The sequence below is a fragment of the Sediminibacter sp. Hel_I_10 genome (assembly GCF_000688335.1).
Taxonomy (GTDB): Bacteria; Bacteroidota; Bacteroidia; order Flavobacteriales; family Flavobacteriaceae; genus Psychroserpens.
This window is the reverse complement of the sequence record NZ_JHZX01000001.1, coordinates 1,537,189-1,558,768: the sequence shown is the minus strand read 5'-3', so window position 1 is coordinate 1,558,768 and position 21,580 is coordinate 1,537,189. Positions and strand designations below refer to the sequence as shown.

Sequence of the window (21,580 nt, the reverse complement as noted above, 5' to 3'; positions counted from 1 at the left end):
ATATGTATTTGATATTAGTCATATTAAGGAAAACAAAAAATAACTATAGAATGAAAAATGGAATTATTTATGTCGCATTATTAGTAATAATGTCTTGCGGGCCAAAGGTAACTACAGAGAAAATGAGCAGTAAAGATTTAGGAAGTTTTGAAACCTTTGCTTATTTGCCAAATAGCAATTTTGATGAGTTTAATAAATTTGAAGATGATAATACTGTCGGTTTGCAGGTAATTGATAATATCAATCAAAATATGAAAAAACAAGGTTACGATATAGATCGAGATAATCCAGATCTGTTGGTACTATTAAGCACCATGACCGACGTTGAGAAAACAGTCACTAGAGAGCCTGTATATGCTAGATATCCCAGATATTATAACAGTGGTTATGCCGTTAGTCCATATTACCAGAATTACTATTATTATGATTACAACACCTTTAATAATGTTGTAGGCTATGAAACAGATGTTAATAAGTACAAGGAGGGCACATTGGTTTTAAATTTAGTTGACAGTGCTACTAAAAATGTGATTTGGAAAGGCACAGCGTCAGACCTGATCTTTAAACAAAATGAATCTAAAGCCATCTCCAAATTTGTAGATGACATGTTTGAAAAGTTTCCGAAAGTAAAATAGAGTACTTGTCATAAGTAAACATCAAGCTTAGAGTTGCTATTATCAGATGCAATGGTTTGATGCTTTACAATGTGATTTTAATATCAGTTTACACCCATATTACATAGGGTCATTTCAAATGTTGATTTGAGATGACCCTTTTTTTTGAAAAATACGCTCCACAAATTATTGTATTTACAAAAGTTGAACATTAAAAAAGATAATTGTTTGAAGTACTATTGGTATTATTACCTTTGTTTTATAGGTTGTCAATTTTTCAACAAAAATCTAAGTTTTTATGAGCAAGCAAAGCAGACGTCGTGAGGCTTTAGTATATCACGCTAAACCTACTCCAGGAAAAATACAAGTTGTTCCAACCAAAAAATACGCTACGCAAAGAGATTTGTCTTTAGCCTACTCTCCAGGAGTGGCAGAGCCTTGTTTAGAGATTGAGAAAGATGTAAACAACGTTTATAAATATACCGCAAAAGGTAATTTGGTAGCCGTAATTTCTAACGGAACGGCAGTTTTAGGTCTAGGTAACATCGGCCCTGAAGCCTCTAAACCGGTAATGGAAGGAAAAGGATTGCTCTTTAAGATTTTTGCAGATATTGATGTATTTGATATTGAAGTAGGTACAGAAAACATTGAAGAATTTATTGCAACCGTAAAGCATATAGCACCAACCTTTGGTGGTATTAATCTAGAAGACATCAAAGCGCCCGAAGCATTTGAAATTGAACGTCGTCTCAAAGAAGAACTGGATATTCCGGTAATGCATGATGATCAACATGGTACAGCAATTATCTCTGCGGCGGCCTTGATCAATGCACTAGAATTAGCAGACAAAAAAATTGAAGACGTTCAAATCGTGATTAGTGGTGCAGGAGCCGCTGCGATTTCTTGCTCTCGTTTATACCAAGCTTGTGGAGCAAAACGTGAGAATATGGTCATGTTAGATAGCAAGGGCGTTATTAGAAATGACCGTGAGCAGTTGTCTACCGAAAAGGCAGAGTTTGCAACCCATAAAAAAATTGACACCCTAATGGAGGCCATGACAGATGCCGATGTCTTTATTGGCCTGTCTATGGCAGATATTGTTAACCCAGACATGTTATTGGCTATGGCCGATAATCCTATCGTTTTTGCGATGGCAAATCCTGATCCAGAAATTCCTTATGACATTGCCGTGGCAACAAGAAAGGATATTATTATGGCTACAGGACGAAGTGATCATCCTAACCAAGTCAACAATGTATTAGGATTTCCGTTTATTTTTAGAGGTGCTCTAGATGTTAGAGCCACAAAAATTAATGAGGAAATGAAAATGGCGGCGGTGTACGCTTTAGCCAATTTGGCAAAAGACCCTGTGCCAGAACAAGTTAACATTGCCTACGGTGAAACACGTTTAACTTTTGGACGTGATTATATTATTCCAAAACCTTTTGACCCTAGACTTATCGCTGAAGTACCTCCAGCGGTAGCAAAAGCGGCTATGGAAAGTGGAGTAGCTAAAGAGCCCATAGAAGATTGGGATAAATATAGAGATGAGCTTTTAGAGCGTTTGGGTTCTGATAATAAAATTGTTAGACTTCTGATCAACAGAGCAAAAATGGAACCTAAGCGCGTGGTTTTTGCTGAAGCAGATCAAATGGCGGTGTTAAAGGCGGCGCAAATTGTTCATGACGAAGGCATTGCTGTTCCGATTTTATTGGGAAGAAAAGACACGATTTTGAAATTGATGGAAGAAATCGACTTTGAAGGCGACATCGAAATCCTTGATCCAAAATCTGACGATGAAGAAGAACGTAAAAACCGATATGCTAGAGTTTACTGGGAACAGCGAAAGCGTAAAGGCGTTACATTGTATTCCGCAGAAAAATTAATGCGTGAGCGTAATTATTACGCCGCAATGATGATTAATGAAGGGGATGCAGATGCACTTATTTCAGGATATTCTAGGAGTTATCCAATTGTAGTAAAACCTATGTTAGAGGTTATTGGCCTAGACCAGGGTTCAACCCGTGCTGCAACAACTAATGTGATGATGACGCAACGCGGACCAATGTTTTTAAGTGATACCTCAATCAACATCAATCCTTCAGCCGTAGATTTAACCAAGATTGCACAGATGACGGCAGGCGTTGTAAAAATGTTTGGAATGGAGCCTGTCATGGCTATGATCTCGTATTCTAATTTTGGCTCTTCAAAAAATGAAACGGCGGTAAAGGTGAGAGAAGCAGTAGATTACTTGCATAAAAGACATCCGAGCTTAATTGTTGATGGAGAATTACAGACCGATTTTGCTTTAAATAAAGACATGCTTCAGGAGATTTTTCCGTTTTCGAAGCTGGCCGGTAAAAAAGTGAATACGTTGATTTTTCCAAATTTAGAATCTGCAAATATTACTTATAAACTCTTGAAAGAGCTTAATAAGGCCGATTCTATTGGTCCTATCATGATGGGCATGAAGAAACCGGTGCATATTTTACAATTGGGTGCTAGTGTTGATGAGATTGTAAATATGACTGCTATTGCTGTAATTGATGCGCAACAAAAGGAAAAAAGAGAAAAGCAAAGGCAAACAACATCAGCCAAATGAGTCACTTTATAATGTAAATAATTTTATTACATTTGGCTCTTTAACTCAGACTGCCTCATGATTACCCACATTGCTGGAAAATTAGTGGAAAAGAATCCTACAGATGTTGTTATAGATTGCAACGGCGTAGGTTATCTTCTTAATATTTCATTGCACACGTTTTCACAGATTCCAGATCAGGAACATCTCAAACTATATACATACTTATTAGTTCGTGAAGATTCACATACCTTGTATGGTTTTGCGTCTACAGCAGAGCGTGAGATATTTAAGCTATTGATTTCGGTAAGTGGTATTGGAGCCAATACAGCCAGAATGATGTTGTCTTCTTTGACTCCTCAACAAGTCAAGGAAGGTATTGCTCACGGCGATGTTGCTTTGATTCAGTCAATAAAAGGCATTGGGGCAAAAACAGCCGCGAGAGTTATTTTAGATTTGAAAGACAAGGTTCTTAAAGTTTATGATATCGATGAAGTTTCTATTCGTCCAAACAATACAAGTAGAGATGAAGCGTTATCTGCTTTAGAAGTTTTAGGGTTTGCGAAAAAGCAAGCAGAACGTGTTATCGACAAAGTCGTTGCGCAACAGCCAGAGGCAAATGTAGAGACCATTATAAAGCAAGCTTTAAAAAATTTATAAGGATTTGATTTCAACTTACGACACTTTTTCAAAGTCATTACAGCGTCTTATTGTAATTTCCTTTTTGGTTTTTGTAAGCCAATCTTCTTTTTCACAAGACGATCCAGATCCAGACGACACAGATTCTACAAAAACAGGTTATTCCCTCGGAAATATTAAAATTCCTAACCCCCAAAGTATTGTTTCCAAATATACTTATGACCCTGCAACAGACCGTTATATCTATACCGAAACCGTAGGTAAATTCAATATAAATTACCCCATCATCTTAACGCCAGAAGAGTACCAGAAATTGGTATTGGCAGAGCAGCAACGCAATTATTACAAGCAAAAAATGGATGCTATTGCTGGTATTAAAGATGGTACTGGGGACGAACAAAAAAACTTACTTCCAGAATTTTATGTCAATTCAGGTTTTTTTGAAACTATTTTTGGTGGAAACACCATTGAGGTCATCCCACAAGGTACTGTAGAGATGGACTTGGGTGTTCTGTTTACCAAACAAGATAATCCTACCTTTTCCCCAAGAAACAGAAGTAATTTTACCTTTGATTTTGACCAACGTATCAGTCTAAGTTTATTGGGTAAAGTAGGAACGAGACTTCAGGTAACTGCTAACTACGACACAGAATCTACGTTCGACTTTCAAAATTTGGTAAAGTTAGAATACACGCCTACTGAAGATGATATCGTAAGAAAAATTGAAGTAGGTAACGTGGCCATGCCCATAAACAGTTCTTTGATTACGGGAGCGCAAAGTCTTTTTGGGGTTAAAACCCAATTACAGTTTGGCAAGACTACGGTTACCGCCATATTTTCTGAACAAAAATCACAGTCACAGTCGGTTACCGCACAAGGTGGTGGGACTCTAGATGAGTTTGAGTTTTTTGCACGTGATTATGATGAAAATAGACACTACTTTTTGGCGCATTACTTTAGAGATACTTATGACAGGTCTCTTTTGCGCTATCCTTTTGTAGAAAATAATATTCAAGTAACGCGAATTGAAGTTTGGGTAACCAACAGAAGTAATCAAACCGATAATGTTAGAAATGTAGTGGCTTTTCAAGATTTGGGTGAGTCTGAGTATGATGCGAGTAATCCTGATAATGATAACATTGGGCTAACCAATCCTCCTGCTGGTTTTATTACCCCAGGGACGGGACCATTTCCAGATAACGAGAATAATGCATTTGATCCTACTAATATTGGTGGTGCTGGGTCATTATTATCTGCGGCAGTGAGAGATGTCACCACTGTAGAACAAGGTATTTTAACACCTGCCAATGAAGGTTTTGATTTTGGAAAATTAGAAAATGCCAAACAACTGCAGCAAGGTCGAGATTACGTACTTAACCAGCAATTAGGGTACATCTCCTTAAACCAGCGGTTGTTGAATGACGAAATTTTAGCTGTTGCCTTTCAGTATACAGTGGGAGGTACAGTATATCAAGTTGGAGAATTTGCAAATGGGGGCGTGAATTCTACTGCGGGTGCTAGTAATGATACTGATAGCGACGGAATACCTAATGATATTGATGCCGATGCCGATGGTGACGGTGTGATTGAAAATGGTCCAGATACCGATGGGGATGGGATAAGAGATGCTGCAGATGCCGATGTTGATGGTGATGGTGTAATTGATAATGGCCCAGACCTAAATAACGACGGGATCAATGATAATTTCTTTTTTGCCGAAGGAACTACCCAAAGTTTGATTGTAAAAATGCTGAAGAGTCCTATTACAAATGTGAACCAACCTATTTGGGATTTGATGATGAAAAACATTTATGATACGGGGGCGTTTCAATTGGAGCGAGAGGATTTTAAGTTGAACATTTTTTATAACGAAACCTCTCCTTTAAACTACATTACACCAGTTGATGGCACTGCATTTCCTATATTCGATAATAACTCACAGTTTATAGATTCTGATGATTCAGAAATTCAGGATGTACCTCTTATCAGACTGTTTCATTTAGACCGATTAAATTTTAACAATGATCCTCAGGTTGGTGGTGATGGTTTTTTCGATTTTGTACCTGGTACAACGGTCATTCCCCAAAATGGAAAAATCGTCTTTACAAAAGTAGAGCCTTTCGGCCGCTACCTTTTTGATATCTTGGATGATGATGGAGACACTCAAGACAACGAAAGCGATTATCAGTACGAAGATGATGATGCTGGCCCTAATCCTTATAACCTCAATCAGCAAAAATACGTTTATGACATTCTCTATAAGCAGACCAAAACAGCTGCTTTAGACGAAGCGGAAAAGAATAAATTTCAAATTAAGGGACGTTACAAATCTTCTGGTGACGATGGGATTCCTTTGGGAGCATTTAATGTGCCAAGAGGTTCGGTTATAGTAACTGCTGGTGGGCGTACCTTGGTTGAAGGTGTAGATTATACCGTAAACTATCAAATAGGTCGTGTTAATATTATAGATGAAGCCTTAAAGGCCTCAAATACACCAATTAATGTTTCCGTAGAAAATAATGCCGTTTTTGGTCAGCAAACACGACGATTTACAGGCTTTAATGTAGAGCATCAGTTTAATGAGAATTTTGTGATGGGTGCTACGCTTTTAAATTTAAGTGAACGACCAATTACCCAAAAGGCCAATTATAATACAGAACCAATTAACAATACGATTTTTGGTTTCAATGGGAATTATTCAACGGAAGTACCGTTTTTGACCAGATTGGCAAACAAGTTGCCAAATATTGATACCGATGTACCTTCTAATCTTTCGGTGAGAGGAGAGGTAGCTTATCTTAAGCCAGGTGCTCCAAAAGGCACTGATTTTAATAATGAAGCAACTGCCTATGTGGATGATTTTGAAGGATCACAAGGCGAAATAAGTTTACTGTCGCCATTGTCTTGGTTTTTGTCAAGTCGACCTAGAAATCTAGAAAAAACTTATGCTGGATTTCCAGATGAGGATGATCCAGGACTGCAAAATGGGTTTGACCGTGCCCTATTAAACTGGTACACCATAGATCCTATATTCTACAGTAGCCAGCGCCCTAATGAAATTAATGATGACGATGTGTCAAACTTATATACACGTCGTATTTTTATTGATGAAATTTTTCCTGAAATAGATATTGCACAGGGGCAAACTACGGTCATCAACAGTTTAGATTTAACCTATTATCCTACGGAAAGAGGACCTTACAATTTTGACCCGACTTCAGCAGATGATACCGTCGATCCACAAGACAGTTGGGCAGGTATTACAAGACAAATTACCTCTACAGATTTTGAACAGGCCAATGTAGAATATATTGAATTCTGGCTTTTAGATCCGTTTTTAAATGACGACGCACCAACAAATGGTGGTAAACTGTTTATCAATTTGGGTAATATTTCCGAAGACGTTATTAAAGATGGAAAGAAACAATACGAGAACGGATTACCTGAGAATGGAGATATATCAGGATTAACACCAACTTCTTTTGGTGCTGTGGTACCATTAAATCAATCTTTGATTTATACGTTTGATACGGCCGGAGAAGCGCGTACCAACCAAGATGTAGGTTATGATGGTTATGATGATGCTCAGGAAATAGAGCGGTTTGGTCCACAGTTTGGTCCAGATCCCTCTAAAGATAATTACGTGTATTATTTAAATAGAGAAGGTGATATCTTCCAGCGTTATAGGCAATATAATGGTCAAGAAGGAAATTCACCAGATACTTTTAGTGATACCAATCGTGGGTCCACCGCTCAGCCAGATGTAGAAGACATCAACCGAGATAATACCATGAACACTATTGATAGCTATTTTCAATATGAAATAGACATCACTCCGCTATCTTTAAGCGCAGGTAATCCTCAGATCAACGATATTAAAACGCGTGATATTACCTTGCCAAATGGTTCTACAGATCAAGTGACTTACTACCAATTTAGAATTCCGATTTCTGAGCCAACTGAAGCTATAGGAGGAATTTCAGATATTAGATCGGTGCGTTTTGCGCGTATGTTTTTAACTGATTTTACACAAACCACAACATTGCGTTTTGCTACTTTAGATTTGGTGAGAAGTGATTGGAGACGCTACCGTTTGTCCTTGGATGATGAGCCTAATAATGATGGGGATAATACCACTTTAAATGTAGGTGTGGTTGGATTACAGGATAATGACGGTAATTATGTGCTGCCTCCTGGTGTGGTTTTAGAGCAATTGAACAATAACAATAATATTATTCGTCAAAATGAGCAGTCTTTGCAAGTTGAAGTTTGTGATTTAGAACCAGAAGATTACCGAGGGGTTTATAAAAACATTAATGTAGATATGCGCCAGTATAATAATTTGCGCATGTTTATTCACGCAGAAGAAGGAGAGGTTGGCAGTTTGAATGATGGTGAGTTGGTAGGTTTTATTAGGATGGGTAATGATTTTACACAGAACTATTATCAAATAGAAGTGCCATTACAAGTATCTTCTGGCTCTATTGTAGCTGAAAATGTTTGGCCCGAGGTTAATGAGATCAATTTACCGTTGGAGGTTTTAGAACAAATCAAATCACTAGGGATATCAGCAGGAACCTTGGCAGATATAGATCCTACGTTCTATGATGTGAACAACGGTCAATTAACAGAAGTTGATGAATTTGCGCCCTATACAGAATTAGGTCAGCAGCGTGTGGCTATTAAAGGAAATCCAAATTTTGGAGATATTAGAGTGCTCATGGTGGGTGTTAAAAACCCAGGAACTTCAGGATTGCCAGCATGTGGTGAAATTTGGTTCAATGAGTTGAGGTTGTCAGATTTGGATAATGAAGGTGGTTGGGCAGCCGTGGCAGGTTTAGATAGTAATATTGCCGACTTTGCAAACATAAGTGCAACGGGAAGAAAGAGCACCATTGGTTTTGGTTCTGTAGAGCAGCGTCCTAATGAGCGAAGTCGAGAAGATGTGCAACAGTATGATGTGGTTACCAATGTAAATGTTGGGCAGTTGTTTCCGAAGAAATGGGGACTTCAAATCCCTTTTAATTACGGTGTTGGTGAAGAGCTCATCACTCCAGAATACGATCAGTTTTATCAAGATTTAAAGTTAGAATCGAGATTAGACGCAGCGGAATCTGAAGCAGAACGTGAAACCATTAGAACCCAATCTGAAGATTATACCAAGCGAAAAAGTATTAATTTCATTGGAGTTAGAAAACAAAGAACAGGTGAGACTGTACCGCGTTTTTATGATGTGGAGAACTTCACGTTTAATTATTCATACAATCAGGTAGAGCATCGCGATTTCGAGATTGCAAGATCATTGGATCAAAATATTAGAGCAGGTGCCAATTACAATTACAATTTTGTACCACTATCTATTGAGCCTTTTAAGAAGAACGACAGTTTATTTACAGGCAAGTATTGGAAAATTTTAAAAGACTTCAATTTCAACCCGATCCCCACAAGTTTTTCTGTAAATTCTGATATTGTAAGGCAATTTAACCGCCAGAAATTTAGGGAAATCGAGTTGGCGGGCGGTAATATTGGCTTAGATGAACTATTCCGTAGAAATTATAATTTCAACTCACAATACACCATTAATTATAATTTCACCAAGGCCTTGAGCATGAATTTCACGGCTTCAAATAATAATATTGTTCGTAATTATTTTATCAATGACGAGCTTAACGGACGGCAGGATCCTACTCGTAATGTTTGGGACGGCTTTTTTGACGTAGGAGATCCAAACATCCAAAGTCAGCAATTACAAATTAATTATGAGATTCCATTATACAAGATTCCTACCTTAAGTTTTGTAAGGGCAACCTATTCTTATACTGGAGATTTTCAATGGCAAAAGGGTTCAGATTTAAATAATAACCTTCAAGTTTTGAATAACCTAGATGACCCGAGCCAAGGTTTTACCACTTATAATTTAGGGAACTCCATACAAAATGCCAACACGCACAATATCAACTCGGCTTTTAATATGGAAACCCTGTATAAGCACGTTGGATTAGTCAAAAAGAAAAAGGCACCAACACGAGCAGCAAGCAGACGTGCAACACCGGGTAGAGATTTAAAGCAAACCTCTCAAAAACTTGATTCACAACGACAAGATCAGCAAGATCCTGCAGAAAATAAAGATAGTGCTGGCAGGCAAGCTCTAAATAGTTTGGTAGGATTGGCAACAGCGGTAAAACGTGTTCAAATAAACTATACAGAAAATAACGGGACCTTTTTGCCAGGTTACCTTAATACACCTGGTTTTATCGGAACTTTGCGACCAACCGTTGGCTTTACATTTGGAGGTCAAGGTGATATTAGAGACTTAGCTGCTAGAAATGGTTGGTTAACTGTTTATCCAGAATTTAACCAACAATACGCTGAAACCACCAACCGTATTTTAGATATTTCTGCAGAGCTTGAATTGGTTGAGGATTTAAAGATTGATTTAACAGGAAATAGAACTTACGCCAGTAATACAACCGAAAGTTTTAGGGTAGAAGATTATTTGTTGCCTAATGGAGAAGAAGGCACCGATGGTGTTTTAGATTATAGAGGTCTAAACCCAAATACTTTCGGAAACTTTAGTATTTCCACAGCATTAATTGGTACGGCATTTAGTAAAAGTGATGAAACCCAATCACAAGCTTTTGATGATTTTAGAAGCAACCGTTTGGTGATTGCCAATAGATTGGCCCGAGAATTTTATGGAACTACCAATTATGATGTAGATGGTGAAGGCTATCCTTTGGGATTTGGCAAAACAAGTCAACGCGTTTTATTACCAGCATTTTTATCGGCTTACAAGGGTACAAGCCCAGACAAGATTGGCCTCTCTGCATTTAGGGATATTCCAATCCCGAATTGGCAATTAAAATATACCGGCTTTATGAAGATGGAGTGGTTTAAAAAACGCTTCAAACGTTTTTCTGTAACCCATGGGTATCGTTCAAATTACACCATTAATCAGTTTAGAACCAATCTTGATTTGGCACCAGGAGATTTACAGCCAGGAGTGCCTTATGAGGAGCAAGCTTTAGATGAAGTATTAGATCAATCTGGTAATTTCAAGAGTAGTACGCTTTTTAGCAATATCAATTTAGAAGAACAGTTTAGCCCATTGTTCAGATTGGATTTTGAAATGAAAAATTCGGTTAAGATTTTAGCTGAAATGAAAAAAGACAGGATTTTGTCCTTAAGTTTTGATAACAATTTAATGACCGAAATTAGAGGAAATGAATATATTTTAGGTTTAGGTTACCGCATCAAGGACTTTAGAATTAGGTCTAAGCTTGCAGGCCCTAAGCAGGTTATAAAAAGTGATTTAAATATGAAGGCGGATGTTTCGGTAAGAAACAACAAAACGATTATTCGGTATTTAGACATTGAGAATAATCAGGTGACGCAAGGACAAACCATTTGGGGAATTAAATACTCTGCAGATTACGCTTTTACCCAAAACTTGACGGCTATTTTCTATTTTGACTATACATTTTCAGAATACGAAATATCAACAGCCTTTCCACAAACCACGATTAGATCTGGATTTACCCTGCGCTACAATTTTGGGAATTAAGTAGTAATTCACTGCTAAAAAAATTACTTTTGTGGAACACATAAAAAATCTTTAGAAGATGAACATACCATCAAATTTAAAATACACCAAAGACCACGAATGGGTAATGATTGACGGCGATACTGCTACTGTCGGTATTACTGATTTTGCACAAGGCGAATTAGGTGATATTGTCTATGTAGAAGTAGAAACAGTAGATGAAACTTTAGATCTTGAAGAAGTATTCGGAACAGTTGAAGCCGTTAAAACAGTTTCAGATTTATTTTTACCACTAGCTGGAGAAATTACAGCATTTAACGAACAATTAGAGGATGAACCAGAATTGGTAAATACAGATCCTTATGGTAAAGGTTGGATGATCAAATTAAAATTTTCAGACGCTTCTCAAATAGACGGCTTACTCTCTGCAGATGCCTACAAGGAACTTGTTGGTGCTTAAGAAATGGTCGCTTATCCTCGTGATTGGCTACGCTACAGCGCTTACCATTGGTAGTTTAATAAATACTGGCGGGATGCCAGAGTTGGGCTCTAGTTACGATGATAAAATCTATCATTTTATAGCCTATAGCATGTTTACCATATTAGCTTATAACTACTTTAGCTATAAGCAGAAAAAGCATAAAATTTTATATGCCGCTGTTTTTGTAATCGTTTATGGCATTGTTATTGAGGTGTTACAACATGTTCTTACATCGAACAGAACCTTAGACGCTTATGATGTTTTAGCGAACTCTTTGGGAGTTCTATTAGCTGTAATAGCATTGGTCTTAAGAAAACGAATGAATTTAAAAATGAATGCTTAGCTTGTTTTTTTGGTAAAAAATTAGTTAATTTAGCATTCGAAAAACCTTTTAAAGCACATGGAACCTAAAAAGAATACAAAATCAGACGTTAGCAGAAATAGTTCGCTCTATTTTGCTGTTGGTCTGGCATTGATGATGACTTTGACGTATTTGACAATCAATTATAGGTCTTACGAAGAAGAAGTTATTGATATTGGTCAGTTGGATTTAGGTGAATTGGAAGATGAAGAAATTCCAATCACCCAACAACAAATAATTCCACCGCCACCGCCACCACCGCCACCAAAGGTTCCCGAAGAAATTGAGATTGTAGAAGATGAAAAGGAAATTGAAGAAACGGTAATTGAGTCAACCGAAACTAGTCAAGAAGAAGAGATTGTTGAGGTAGAGGAAGTTGAAGTTGCTGAGGTAGAAGAAGACATTGAGGTGCCATTTTCAGTAATTGAGAATGTTCCTGTGTTCCCTGGATGTGAAAATGAAAAGGGGAATAATGCTAAAAAGCAATGTATGTCTGATAAAATCACTCAATTTGTAAGCCGGAAGTTTAATACAGAACTTGCTGGTGAGTTAGGGCTTTCAGGAAGACAACGTATTAATGTGATATTCAAGATTGATAAAACAGGTAATATTGTTGGTGTTAGAGCAAGAGCTCCGCATCCAGGTCTTGAAAAAGAAGCACAGCGCGTTATCGGTTTATTACCTAAAATGCAACCTGGAAAACAAAGAGGAAAGGCCGTAATTGTGCCCTATTCTTTACCAATCTTATTTCAGGTACAAGACTAAATTTAGATTACATATCTTATAAATTCAAAATCCCATCTAAGAAATTAGATGGGATTTTTACTTTGGTACGCTTATTGTGATTTTCTCATAACATTAACATTTTAAATTAGAACTATTATGAAAAATCTTAAAAAAACGCACGACATTGCTGGTCAGAGCAATGATAATGTGCGAAAATCACAAAAGCATGATGCAAATTTACGAAAAAACTCATCCTTGTATTTTCAAATCGGATTAATTCTTTGCCTTTTGGGTACTTACGGATTATTTGAGATGAAATTTGAGGATAAGACCTACAAGCAACCAGATTTGGCGGGATTGCTTCCGGAAGACCACACGTTCGACGCTAGAAATTATATTCCAGAGCCAGATATTCCGAAGGTCGAACCTGTAAAGCAAGTTAAAAAACAAGTGATCACCAATAAGTTCGAGATCAAAGATGATGATGTTGTATTAGAGCCAATAGATATAATTACAAAACCTCAGCCTACTGGTATTGTTATTGATCCTTCTATTTTTACAGATGAAGATGAACCTGTTGGTGAGACCCTACCAGAAATATTCAACTTGAGAGATCTTGAAATGGTACCTATTTATCCAGGTTGTGAAGGAATGACCAATAACAAGGATCGTGTTCAATGCATGTCTGATAAATTAGCTCAATTGATTCAAAGAAAATTCGATACCGGTCTAGCGGCTGAGCTTGGCCTTTCGGGAGTACAGCGTATCAACGTGCAATTTAAAATCGATAAATCTGGAAAAATCACCGAAGTCTTGACCAGAGCTCCACATCCGAGATTAGAGCAAGAAGCTTTGCGTATGACCGGTAAAATACCTGTTATGAAACCTGGATTGCAACAGAAAAAGCCTGTTTCGGTTTTATACAACTTGCCTATTGTCTTTAAAGTACAAGATTAAGTTCTAATTAAGCATTGATTTAGATCAATGTCAATTTTTTCATAAAATGAAAAGGCCTGATAAAATTATCAGGCCTTTTGTTATAAAGTTATGGTGTGTTTAGTTGTTCTCACCATCGATAGAATCGACAGCTTGCTCAACAGCTTCACCTGCTTCTTTGGTTTCTTCAACCGCATTGTCAATAGCTTTGCCAGCTTTTTCTAAAGCGCCTTCGGTAGCTTCAGCAGCGTCTTCCGCGCTGTTTTCTACAGCATCAGCAGCATTATCTGCACCTTCTTTAGTTTCTCTACAAGAACTAACAGAAACGACAAGGGCTATTGCTAAGGCAAGGTTCAAAATTGGTTTTTTCATAATAAATAATTTAGTGTTAAATAGATGGCTAAAATATAAACTTAAATTGAATTGCAATTCAGATTGTATAATTATGTTATTAATTACGAAGGTAATCTGTAATTTGGTTTACAGCACCTCTATTTTTGTTTACGAAAGCGGCATTTTTTTCTCCCTCTGCCTTACAGTAATCTGATGACGTAATTAAAGTGTTCAAAACAGTGCTTAGTTCTTCTGTATTTTTTACCGAAGTTACACCTGCAGTCTCAATCATTGCTTTGGCTTCAGGAAATCTGTCATAGTTCTGACCAATAATTATGGGGACTCCAAAAACAGCAGGTTCCAAAATATTATGCAATCCAGTACTGCCCATCGCACCACCAACATAAGCGATAGAGGCGCTACCGTATATTTTTGACAGCAATCCTACGTTGTCCACAATTAAGACCTTAAAATCCTCTAAGTGATGTTCTGCCACTTCAGATTTCTTAATGGTTTTGACCTGAAGTTTTGAAATGAGGCTTTGAATGTGATTGTGATGAATTTCGTGAGGGGCAATGATAAATTTTAATTGGGCAGAGGCACGTTCATTAATATAGGGTATCAAAATCGATTCATCTTCTGGCCAACTGCTCCCTATTACAATGCAAGTTGCAGAGCTTTTAAATGCTTCTATAAAATCCAATTGATTATTTTGTTGCAGTTGATTGTAGACTCTATCGTAACGAGTGTCCCCACTAATAGTGCTAGAATTAAAACCTATAGATTTCAATAAGTGATGTGATTTTTCATCTTGAACAAAAATATGCCCAAAGGCAAAAAGAGATTGACGAAGACGATTTCCATAGCATTTAAAATAAGCTTGTGTTTTTCTGAAACGAGCTGAAATTAAAATGGCACGAATCTGATGTGCTTTCACTTGCTTCAAAAGATTTGGCCAAATGTCATATTTTACAAAAACAACAAGATCAGGATGAGTGAGTTCTATAAACTTTATGGCATTTTTTTTAGTGTCTAATGGTAGGTAAACGACAAGATCTGCCACTTTTGAATGTTTTCGAATCTCATATCCAGAAGGAGAGAAAAAGCTTAAGATGATTTTGTGTGAAGGATAGTCTTTTCGAAGCACTTCAAAAACGGGAAGTCCTTGTTCGTACTCGCCTAAAGAAGCGCAATGAAACCAAAGCGTTTGATCTGTAATTAAAATGTCATTTTTGAGTTTCAAGAAGGTTTCTCGTCTTCCAAGCACCCCTTTTTTAATTTTAGGATGGAATGCTGCGAGAATTTTCAAAATAAAACCTAAAATATAGATGCCAAACGTGTACAAGATGTCTTAGTTAGTTCTCTACGAAAATAATGTATTTGAAATAAATTCGTTGCTTGGTGGCGATGATTTTCGTAATTTCGTGGGGTATGAAAAAAATTCAAATGGTTGACCTCAAAGGTCAATATAACCAAATAAAAGACGCTGTAGATGCCTCTGTTCTGGAGGTTTTAGATTCCACAGCATACATAAACGGGCCAAAGGTTCATGAGTTTCAAAAAAATTTAGAGCAATATCTTGGCGTAAAACATGTAATTCCATGTGCGAATGGAACCGATGCTTTGCAAATTGCCATGATGGGTCTTGGACTCAAGCCAGGTGATGAAGTAATTACTGCAGATTTTACCTTTGCAGCAACCGTAGAGGTCATTGCACTGTTGCAGTTAACACCTGTTCTTGTAGATGTTAATGAGACTACCTTTAATATCGACATTGAAGCCATCAAGAAAGCCATCACTCCAAAAACAAAAGCGATTGTTCCTGTACATCTCTTTGGACTCTGTGCCAATATGGAAGCCATAATGGAAATAGCAGAAGAACATGATCTGTATGTTATAGAAGATAATGCCCAAGGCATAGGTGCAAATTACACTTATAGTGATGGCAAAAAAGCAAAATCGGGTACTATAGGTCACGTCGCTTCTACCTCTTTTTTCCCATCAAAAAATTTAGGCTGTTATGGAGATGGCGGCGCCATCTTTACCAATGATGATGATCTGGCACATACCATTCGTGGCATTGTAAACCATGGTATGTATGAGCGCTATCATCATGATGTGGTAGGAGTGAACTCGAGATTAGATTCTGTTCAAGCAGCAATTTTAGATATTAAACTTAAGCAGCTCAATACTTACAATAAGCGACGTCAAGATGCGGCGAGAGCATATAATAAGGCTTTTAAAGATCAGGAGCATATCGTAATCCCAATTGGTCGTGATGTGTGTTCTGGTATTTGTGATACTTGTGACTGTCATGTATTTCATCAATATACGCTGCGCATTTTAAATGGAACTCGCGACGGTTTAGTGAAGCATTTAAACGAAAATGGAATTCCTTGCGGGGTATATTATCCTATTCCTTTACATCTGCAAAAGGCTTATAAAGATTCACGGTATAATGAAGCCGATTTCCCGGTTACCAATCAATTGGCAAAAGAGGTCATCTCTTTACCAATGCATACCGAACTAGACGACGATCAAATTGAATTTATTACCACAACGGTAATCAGTTTCGTAAACGCTTAAATTAAAATGAAAAAAATTCTTGTTACTGGTGGTCTTGGTTTTATTGGGTCACATACCGTGGTAGAACTTCAAAATGAAGGCTTTGAGGTGGTCATTATTGACGATTTATCTAATTCATCTCTAAAGGTTATTGACGGCATAACAGCCATAACAGGTAAAGCGCCAATTTTCGAGAAACTTGATATGAAAGATCAAAGGGCTTTGATCGATTTTTTTCAAAGGCATGATGATATTTCAGGGGTCATTCATTTTGCAGCAAGCAAAGCAGTTGGTGAAAGCGTTCAAAAACCTTTACATTACTACGAGAATAACCTAAATACCCTCGTTTATATTTTGAAAGCGGTTCTAGGACTGCAAACTTCAAACATCATTTTTAGTTCATCGTGTACGGTTTACGGTCAGGCCGATAAAATGCCAATTACTGAAAGTGCACCAATAAAACCAGCCGAATCTCCTTATGGAAACACGAAGCAAATAGGGGAAGAGATCATAAAGGATGTTTGTAAGGTAGAAAATGAATTAAAGGCTATTGCCTTAAGATATTTTAACCCTATAGGCGCACATACTTCGGCTAAGATTGGTGAGTTGCCCATAGGTGTACCTCAAAATTTAGTACCCTTTATTACGCAAACAGCAGCAGGTCTTCGAGAGAGCTTGTCTGTGTTTGGAGACGATTATCCAACACCAGACGGTACATGTATAAGAGACTACATTCACGTAGTTGACTTGGCCAAGGCTCATGTTGTAGCACTAAAGAGACTTATCGCAAATAAGAACAGTTCTAATTTTGAAACCTTCAATATTGGTACAGGCGTAGGAAGCTCTGTGTTAGAGGTAATTCAATCTTTTGAGCGTGTGTCAAACCAATCACTCAATTATCAATTTGCTCCTAAGCGTGAAGGAGATGTGATTTCTGCTTATGCCGATACTCATAAAGCAAATAGCGATCTGGGTTGGAAAGCAGAATCTACACTTGACGATGCCATGAAGTCTGCATGGGATTGGGAGAAAAAGATTAGAAATCTATAAAACCAACATAATGAAAACCTGTATTCAATTTTTAGTCCTCTTGCTAACATTTTCAGCAGTTGGACAAAGCATTTATTTGCATTGCGGAAAGGTGGTAGACACCAAAAGTGGTAAAATTCTAAATGAAAAGACCATTGTCATTGTAGAAGATAAAATTGTTGCAGTTGAAAATGGTTATATTGAAGCCACATCTTCTGAAGACACCATAATTGACCTAAGATCTAAAACGGTAATGCCTGGCTTAATTGACATGCACGTTCACATTGAAAGTGAAACCAATCCAGGATCTTATCTTGAGGAGTACACCTTAAATGATGCAGATGTTGCCTTCAATTCGCTCCATTTTGCCAAAGAAACGCTCTTGAGTGGCTTTACAACAGTTCGAGATTTAGGAGGGACAGGTGTGAACGTGTCTTTAAGAAATGCAATCAATGCAGGAAAAGTAGAAGGACCAAGAATTTTTACCGCAGAAAAATCGCTTGCTACAACTGGTGGTCACGCAGATCCTACCAATGGAGCAAGTAGAGCGTTAATGGGAGATCCTGGCCCTAAAGAAGGCGTGGTTAATGGCGTGGATGATGCTAAAAAAGCAGTGAGACAGCGTTATAAAAACGGAGCCGATTTAATTAAAATTACAGCTACGGGCGGGGTTTTAAGTGTTGCTAAAAGTGGACAAAATCCTCAGTTTTCTATAGAGGAAATAAAAGCAATCTGTGAGACGGCAAAAGACTACGGTTTTCACGTTGCAGCACATGCTCATGGAGACGAAGGCATGCAACGCGCCATAAAGGGAGGTGTAAAAACCATTGAGCACGGCACCTTGATGAGCGAAGAAACTATGGCACTCATGAAAGAATATGATGTCTATTTAGTACCAACCATTACCGCAGGAAAAGCTGTTACTGAAAAAGCGAAAATCCCCAACTACTATCCAGAGATGATTGTTGCAAAAGCATTACATATTGGACCTAAAATTCAAGATACCTTTGGGAAAGCTTATAAAATGGGAGTGGGAATAGCCTTTGGGACAGACGCTGGTGTCTTTTTTCACGGCGAAAATGGAAAGGAATTTGGGTTTATGGTTGAAGCAGGTATGCCTGCTATCGAGGCCATACAAAGTGCAACTCTTACAAATGCCATGATCTTAAAAATGGAAGATCAAATAGGCCAGATAAAAGAGGGTTTCGTGGCAGATATTATTGCTGTAAACGAGGATCCTACGGTGAACATTGCTACTATGGAAAACGTTGTTTTTGTGATGAAAGACGGAAAAATCTACAAAAATAAAATTTGAAGTTCCTAATTTTACCCCTCTTTAATTATAGATTTATCACAAAAAATATATATTTATTGCATTATTCTCTATAATCGAGAAGCTTAACAAGCAATTAACCCTTGTAATTTGTATTTTATCGAGAATCTTCGTTTCTTTGTATTTCATGATAACGGATAAACAATGAAACTGATAAGCATTAAAAGAGAAACACAACCCGAAGGACGATTTACAAGAAAGATGGGATCGTTCATGACTAATGTGACTTACATTAAGAAGCAATTTATGAGTATTCCTTACAAAACGCTTCATAAGTACCGAGAAACTTACTACGGAGAAGTTAAGGATTGCGAAGATTGTAATCTCGCAAAATAAACTGAAAATCCATACATTGAAAAACCTCTTTTTGAGGTTTTTTTTATGCGTTTACTGTTTTCTTTTTAGCAAAAAAGCTGGTGTATAGCAGCACGATCATTCCAAAGGTGACAGACATGTCCGCGACATTGAAAATTCCGGTATGGAACATTCCTCCAAAGTCTAGGTAGAAAAAATCAGTTACAGAGCCAAAGGCTATTCGGTCAAAAACATTAGCGATTCCGCCTCCAGCGATACAGCTAAGTGCAATCAAGCTAAGTTTATCAAGTGATTTGTTCGTATTGATGTAGTATACAAGATAGCCTAAAACTAAAACAGGAAGCACCAATAAAAAAATCAATTTTAGTGTAGCATTCATATCGCTTCCCATTCCTAGAAAAGCACCTTCATTTTCAACATTCATCATTAAAAAAATATCATCAATCACCTTGATGCGCTCACCAGGAGAAATCGTTGCTCTTACAATAACTTTCGAAATTTGATCAATGGCAATATTAAGGATAATAAGGAGTAAGATACTTGCCGTACGGGATAACTTCATGAGATGTGTACTTCTTAGTTAAAGGTTGTAGAAGCAGTTTCAGCCCCATTGTGGATTTTCTTCACGAGACCCTGTAACACTTTACCTGGACCTACCTCTGTAAAATGAAGTGCCCCATCGGCTACCATTTGTTGTACAGATTGCGTCCATCTTACTGGCGCCGTTAATTGTGAGATCAAATTGGCCTTTATCTCCATTTCATTAATAACCGCTGATGCCGTTACGTTTTGATAAATAGGACAATTTGGTTTTGAAAAGTGAGTGTTTTCAATGGCAGCTGCTAACTCTGCTTGAGCAGGTTGCATTAAAGGAGAGTGAAAGGCTCCGCCAACGGGTAAAATTAAAGCACGTCTTGCCCCTTTTGCTTTTAAAGCTTCACATGCTTTTTCTACAGCTTCAACTTCTCCTGAAATTACTAGTTGTCCAGGACAGTTGTAATTGGCAGCTACGACTATGCCTTCTGTATGCGCACAAACGTCTTCAACAATGCTGTCTTCTAGACCTAAGACTGCAGCCATAGTGCTAGGTTTTGCTTCGCAAGCTTTTTGCATGGCTTGTGCACGCTGAGATACTAATTTTAATCCGTCCTCAAAATTTAAAGTGCCATTGGCCACCAAAGCAGAAAATTCACCAAGAGAGTGCCCTGCAACCATATCTGGTTTGAAGGTGTCTCCAAGTGTTTTCGCTAAGATCACGGAGTGTAAAAAAATTGCGGGTTGGGTAACTTTTGTTTGTTTAAGATCCTCTGCGGAGCCTTCAAACATGATATCTGTGATGTGAAATCCTAAAATATCATTGGCTTTTTCAAAAAGTTCTTGTGCCAAAGATGAGTTCTCGTAGAGGTCAAGGCCCATTCCTGAAAATTGTGCCCCTTGACCTGGAAATATATATGCGTTCATGATGTTCTTAATTAGTGCTGCAAAAATAGGAATTAATTATTTATTGCTTTGATGACTTTGGCCGGATTTCCTCCAACCACTACGTTATCAGAAACGTTCTTTGTCACTACGGCTCCTGCTGCGATAACAGCCCCATTGCCAATGGTCACTCCGGGACAAATGGTAGCATTGCCCCCAATCCATACATTGTGGCCTATAGTTATGGGTTTAGAGAATTCCTTACCGCTATTTCTAGCCTTGTGTTCTAAAGGATGTGTCGCGGTATAAATTTGAACGTTTGGACCAAGCATGCAGTTATCACCAATGCGAACATATGAACCATCGAGAATACAGCAGTTGTAATTGATAAAAACATTTTTGCCCATACTGATATTGTAACCATAATCACAATAAAATGGCGGTTCAACACAGAGGTTCTCGCCAGTGGCACCTAATAACGCCAAGAGTATGTCTTGACGTTGTGTTTTTAGGGTATCATCCATGGCATTGAATTTTTGAAACAGCAATTTTGCATGCTGGTGTTCTTTTACCAATTCAGGATCTTGAGACCTGTAGAGTTCGCCAGCGATCATTTTTTGTTTTTCGGTAAGCATATTTTTTGTTTTTCTGAAATTCTAAAGGAATCACATTTCCGAAGTGATTTGAGATATCATTCTAATGTTA

The 21,580-nt window shown here is 37.7% G+C and carries 17 protein-coding genes; 12 read left to right on the top strand and 5 right to left on the bottom strand.

Going from position 1 to position 21,580, the window contains the following annotated elements:
• Nucleotides 1-50: 50 nt before the first annotated feature.
• The 8 genes from P176_RS0106975 (at nt 51) to P176_RS0106940 (ending at nt 13,902) form a co-directional block, all read left to right on the top strand.
• The gene (locus P176_RS0106975; RefSeq protein ID WP_197022155.1) at nt 51-635 is read left to right on the top strand and encodes a DUF4136 domain-containing protein; all 585 of its coding nucleotides are present in this window, start codon (nt 51-53) and stop codon (nt 633-635) included.
• Nucleotides 636-912: 277 nt separating this feature from the next.
• Complete coding sequence (locus P176_RS0106970) at nt 913-3,216, top strand: NADP-dependent malic enzyme (RefSeq protein WP_026754030.1); 2,304 nt, start codon at nt 913-915, stop codon at nt 3,214-3,216.
• Between the two features lie 57 nt (nt 3,217-3,273).
• A complete protein-coding gene (gene ruvA, locus P176_RS0106965) occupies nt 3,274-3,855 on the top strand; it encodes a Holliday junction branch migration protein RuvA (RefSeq protein WP_026754029.1) in 582 nt (193 codons plus the stop codon).
• 4 nt (nt 3,856-3,859) lie between these two features.
• Nucleotides 3,860-11,398 carry a cell surface protein SprA gene (gene sprA, locus P176_RS0106960; protein ID WP_026754028.1) on the top strand — a complete coding sequence of 2,513 codons (7,539 nt, stop codon included), beginning with the start codon at nt 3,860-3,862 and terminating at the stop codon, nt 11,396-11,398.
• Nucleotides 11,399-11,456: 58 nt separating this feature from the next.
• A complete protein-coding gene (gcvH, locus tag P176_RS0106955; protein ID WP_026754027.1) occupies nt 11,457-11,837 on the top strand; it encodes a glycine cleavage system protein GcvH in 381 nt (126 codons plus the stop codon).
• Nucleotides 11,809-12,201 (top strand): VanZ family protein, encoded by a 393-nt coding sequence (locus P176_RS19095; RefSeq protein ID WP_051605421.1) that lies wholly within the window; start codon nt 11,809-11,811, stop codon nt 12,199-12,201. The genes gcvH and P176_RS19095 overlap by 29 nt, the downstream gene beginning before the upstream one ends.
• Nucleotides 12,202-12,258: 57 nt before the next feature.
• Nucleotides 12,259-12,984: an energy transducer TonB gene (locus P176_RS0106945; RefSeq protein WP_026754026.1), complete on the top strand. Its 726-nt coding sequence runs from the start codon at nt 12,259-12,261 to the stop codon at nt 12,982-12,984.
• A 117-nt stretch (nt 12,985-13,101) separates the two neighbouring features.
• A complete protein-coding gene (locus P176_RS0106940) occupies nt 13,102-13,902 on the top strand; it encodes an energy transducer TonB (RefSeq protein ID WP_051605420.1) in 801 nt (266 codons plus the stop codon).
• A gap of 99 nt (nt 13,903-14,001) precedes the next feature.
• Here P176_RS0106940 and P176_RS0106935 read toward each other — a convergent pair whose 3' ends face one another.
• Both P176_RS0106935 and P176_RS0106930 read right to left on the bottom strand, forming a co-directional pair.
• Entirely contained in the window at nt 14,002-14,253 is a 252-nt protein-coding gene (locus tag P176_RS0106935) for a hypothetical protein (protein ID WP_026754024.1), read from the bottom strand.
• Nucleotides 14,254-14,332: 79 nt separating this feature from the next.
• Nucleotides 14,333-15,523, bottom strand: a complete 1,191-nt coding sequence (locus P176_RS0106930; protein ID WP_051605585.1) for a 3-deoxy-D-manno-octulosonic acid transferase — start codon at nt 15,521-15,523, stop codon at nt 14,333-14,335.
• A 122-nt stretch (nt 15,524-15,645) separates the two neighbouring features.
• Here P176_RS0106930 and P176_RS0106925 point away from each other — a divergent pair, with 122 nt between their 5' ends.
• The 4 genes from P176_RS0106925 (at nt 15,646) to P176_RS0106910 (ending at nt 19,477) form a co-directional block, all read left to right on the top strand.
• Nucleotides 15,646-16,800, top strand: coding sequence for a DegT/DnrJ/EryC1/StrS aminotransferase family protein (locus P176_RS0106925; protein ID WP_026754022.1), 1,155 nt, complete (start codon nt 15,646-15,648; stop codon nt 16,798-16,800).
• Nucleotides 16,801-16,806: 6 nt separating this feature from the next.
• Complete coding sequence (galE, locus tag P176_RS0106920; protein ID WP_026754021.1) at nt 16,807-17,829, top strand: UDP-glucose 4-epimerase GalE; 1,023 nt, start codon at nt 16,807-16,809, stop codon at nt 17,827-17,829.
• Between the two features lie 10 nt (nt 17,830-17,839).
• Entirely contained in the window at nt 17,840-19,123 is a 1,284-nt protein-coding gene (locus P176_RS0106915) for an amidohydrolase family protein (RefSeq protein ID WP_026754020.1), read from the top strand.
• Between the two features lie 162 nt (nt 19,124-19,285).
• Entirely contained in the window at nt 19,286-19,477 is a 192-nt protein-coding gene (locus P176_RS0106910) for a hypothetical protein (protein ID WP_026754019.1), read from the top strand.
• A 43-nt stretch (nt 19,478-19,520) separates the two neighbouring features.
• Here the strand turns inward: P176_RS0106910 and lspA are convergent, their stop codons facing one another.
• Genes lspA through P176_RS0106895 form a run of 3 tightly spaced genes read right to left on the bottom strand, consistent with a single transcriptional unit; the run spans nt 19,521 to nt 21,510 of the window.
• Nucleotides 19,521-20,018 carry a signal peptidase II gene (gene lspA / locus P176_RS0106905; RefSeq protein WP_026754018.1) on the bottom strand — a complete coding sequence of 166 codons (498 nt, stop codon included), beginning with the start codon at nt 20,016-20,018 and terminating at the stop codon, nt 19,521-19,523.
• A 14-nt stretch (nt 20,019-20,032) separates the two neighbouring features.
• Complete coding sequence (gene fabD / locus P176_RS0106900; RefSeq protein WP_026754017.1) at nt 20,033-20,917, bottom strand: ACP S-malonyltransferase; 885 nt, start codon at nt 20,915-20,917, stop codon at nt 20,033-20,035.
• Nucleotides 20,918-20,949: 32 nt separating this feature from the next.
• On the bottom strand, nt 20,950-21,510 hold the full coding sequence (locus tag P176_RS0106895; protein WP_026754016.1) for a sugar O-acetyltransferase: 561 nt from the start codon (nt 21,508-21,510) through the stop codon (nt 20,950-20,952).
• Nucleotides 21,511-21,580: the final 70 nt, after the last annotated feature.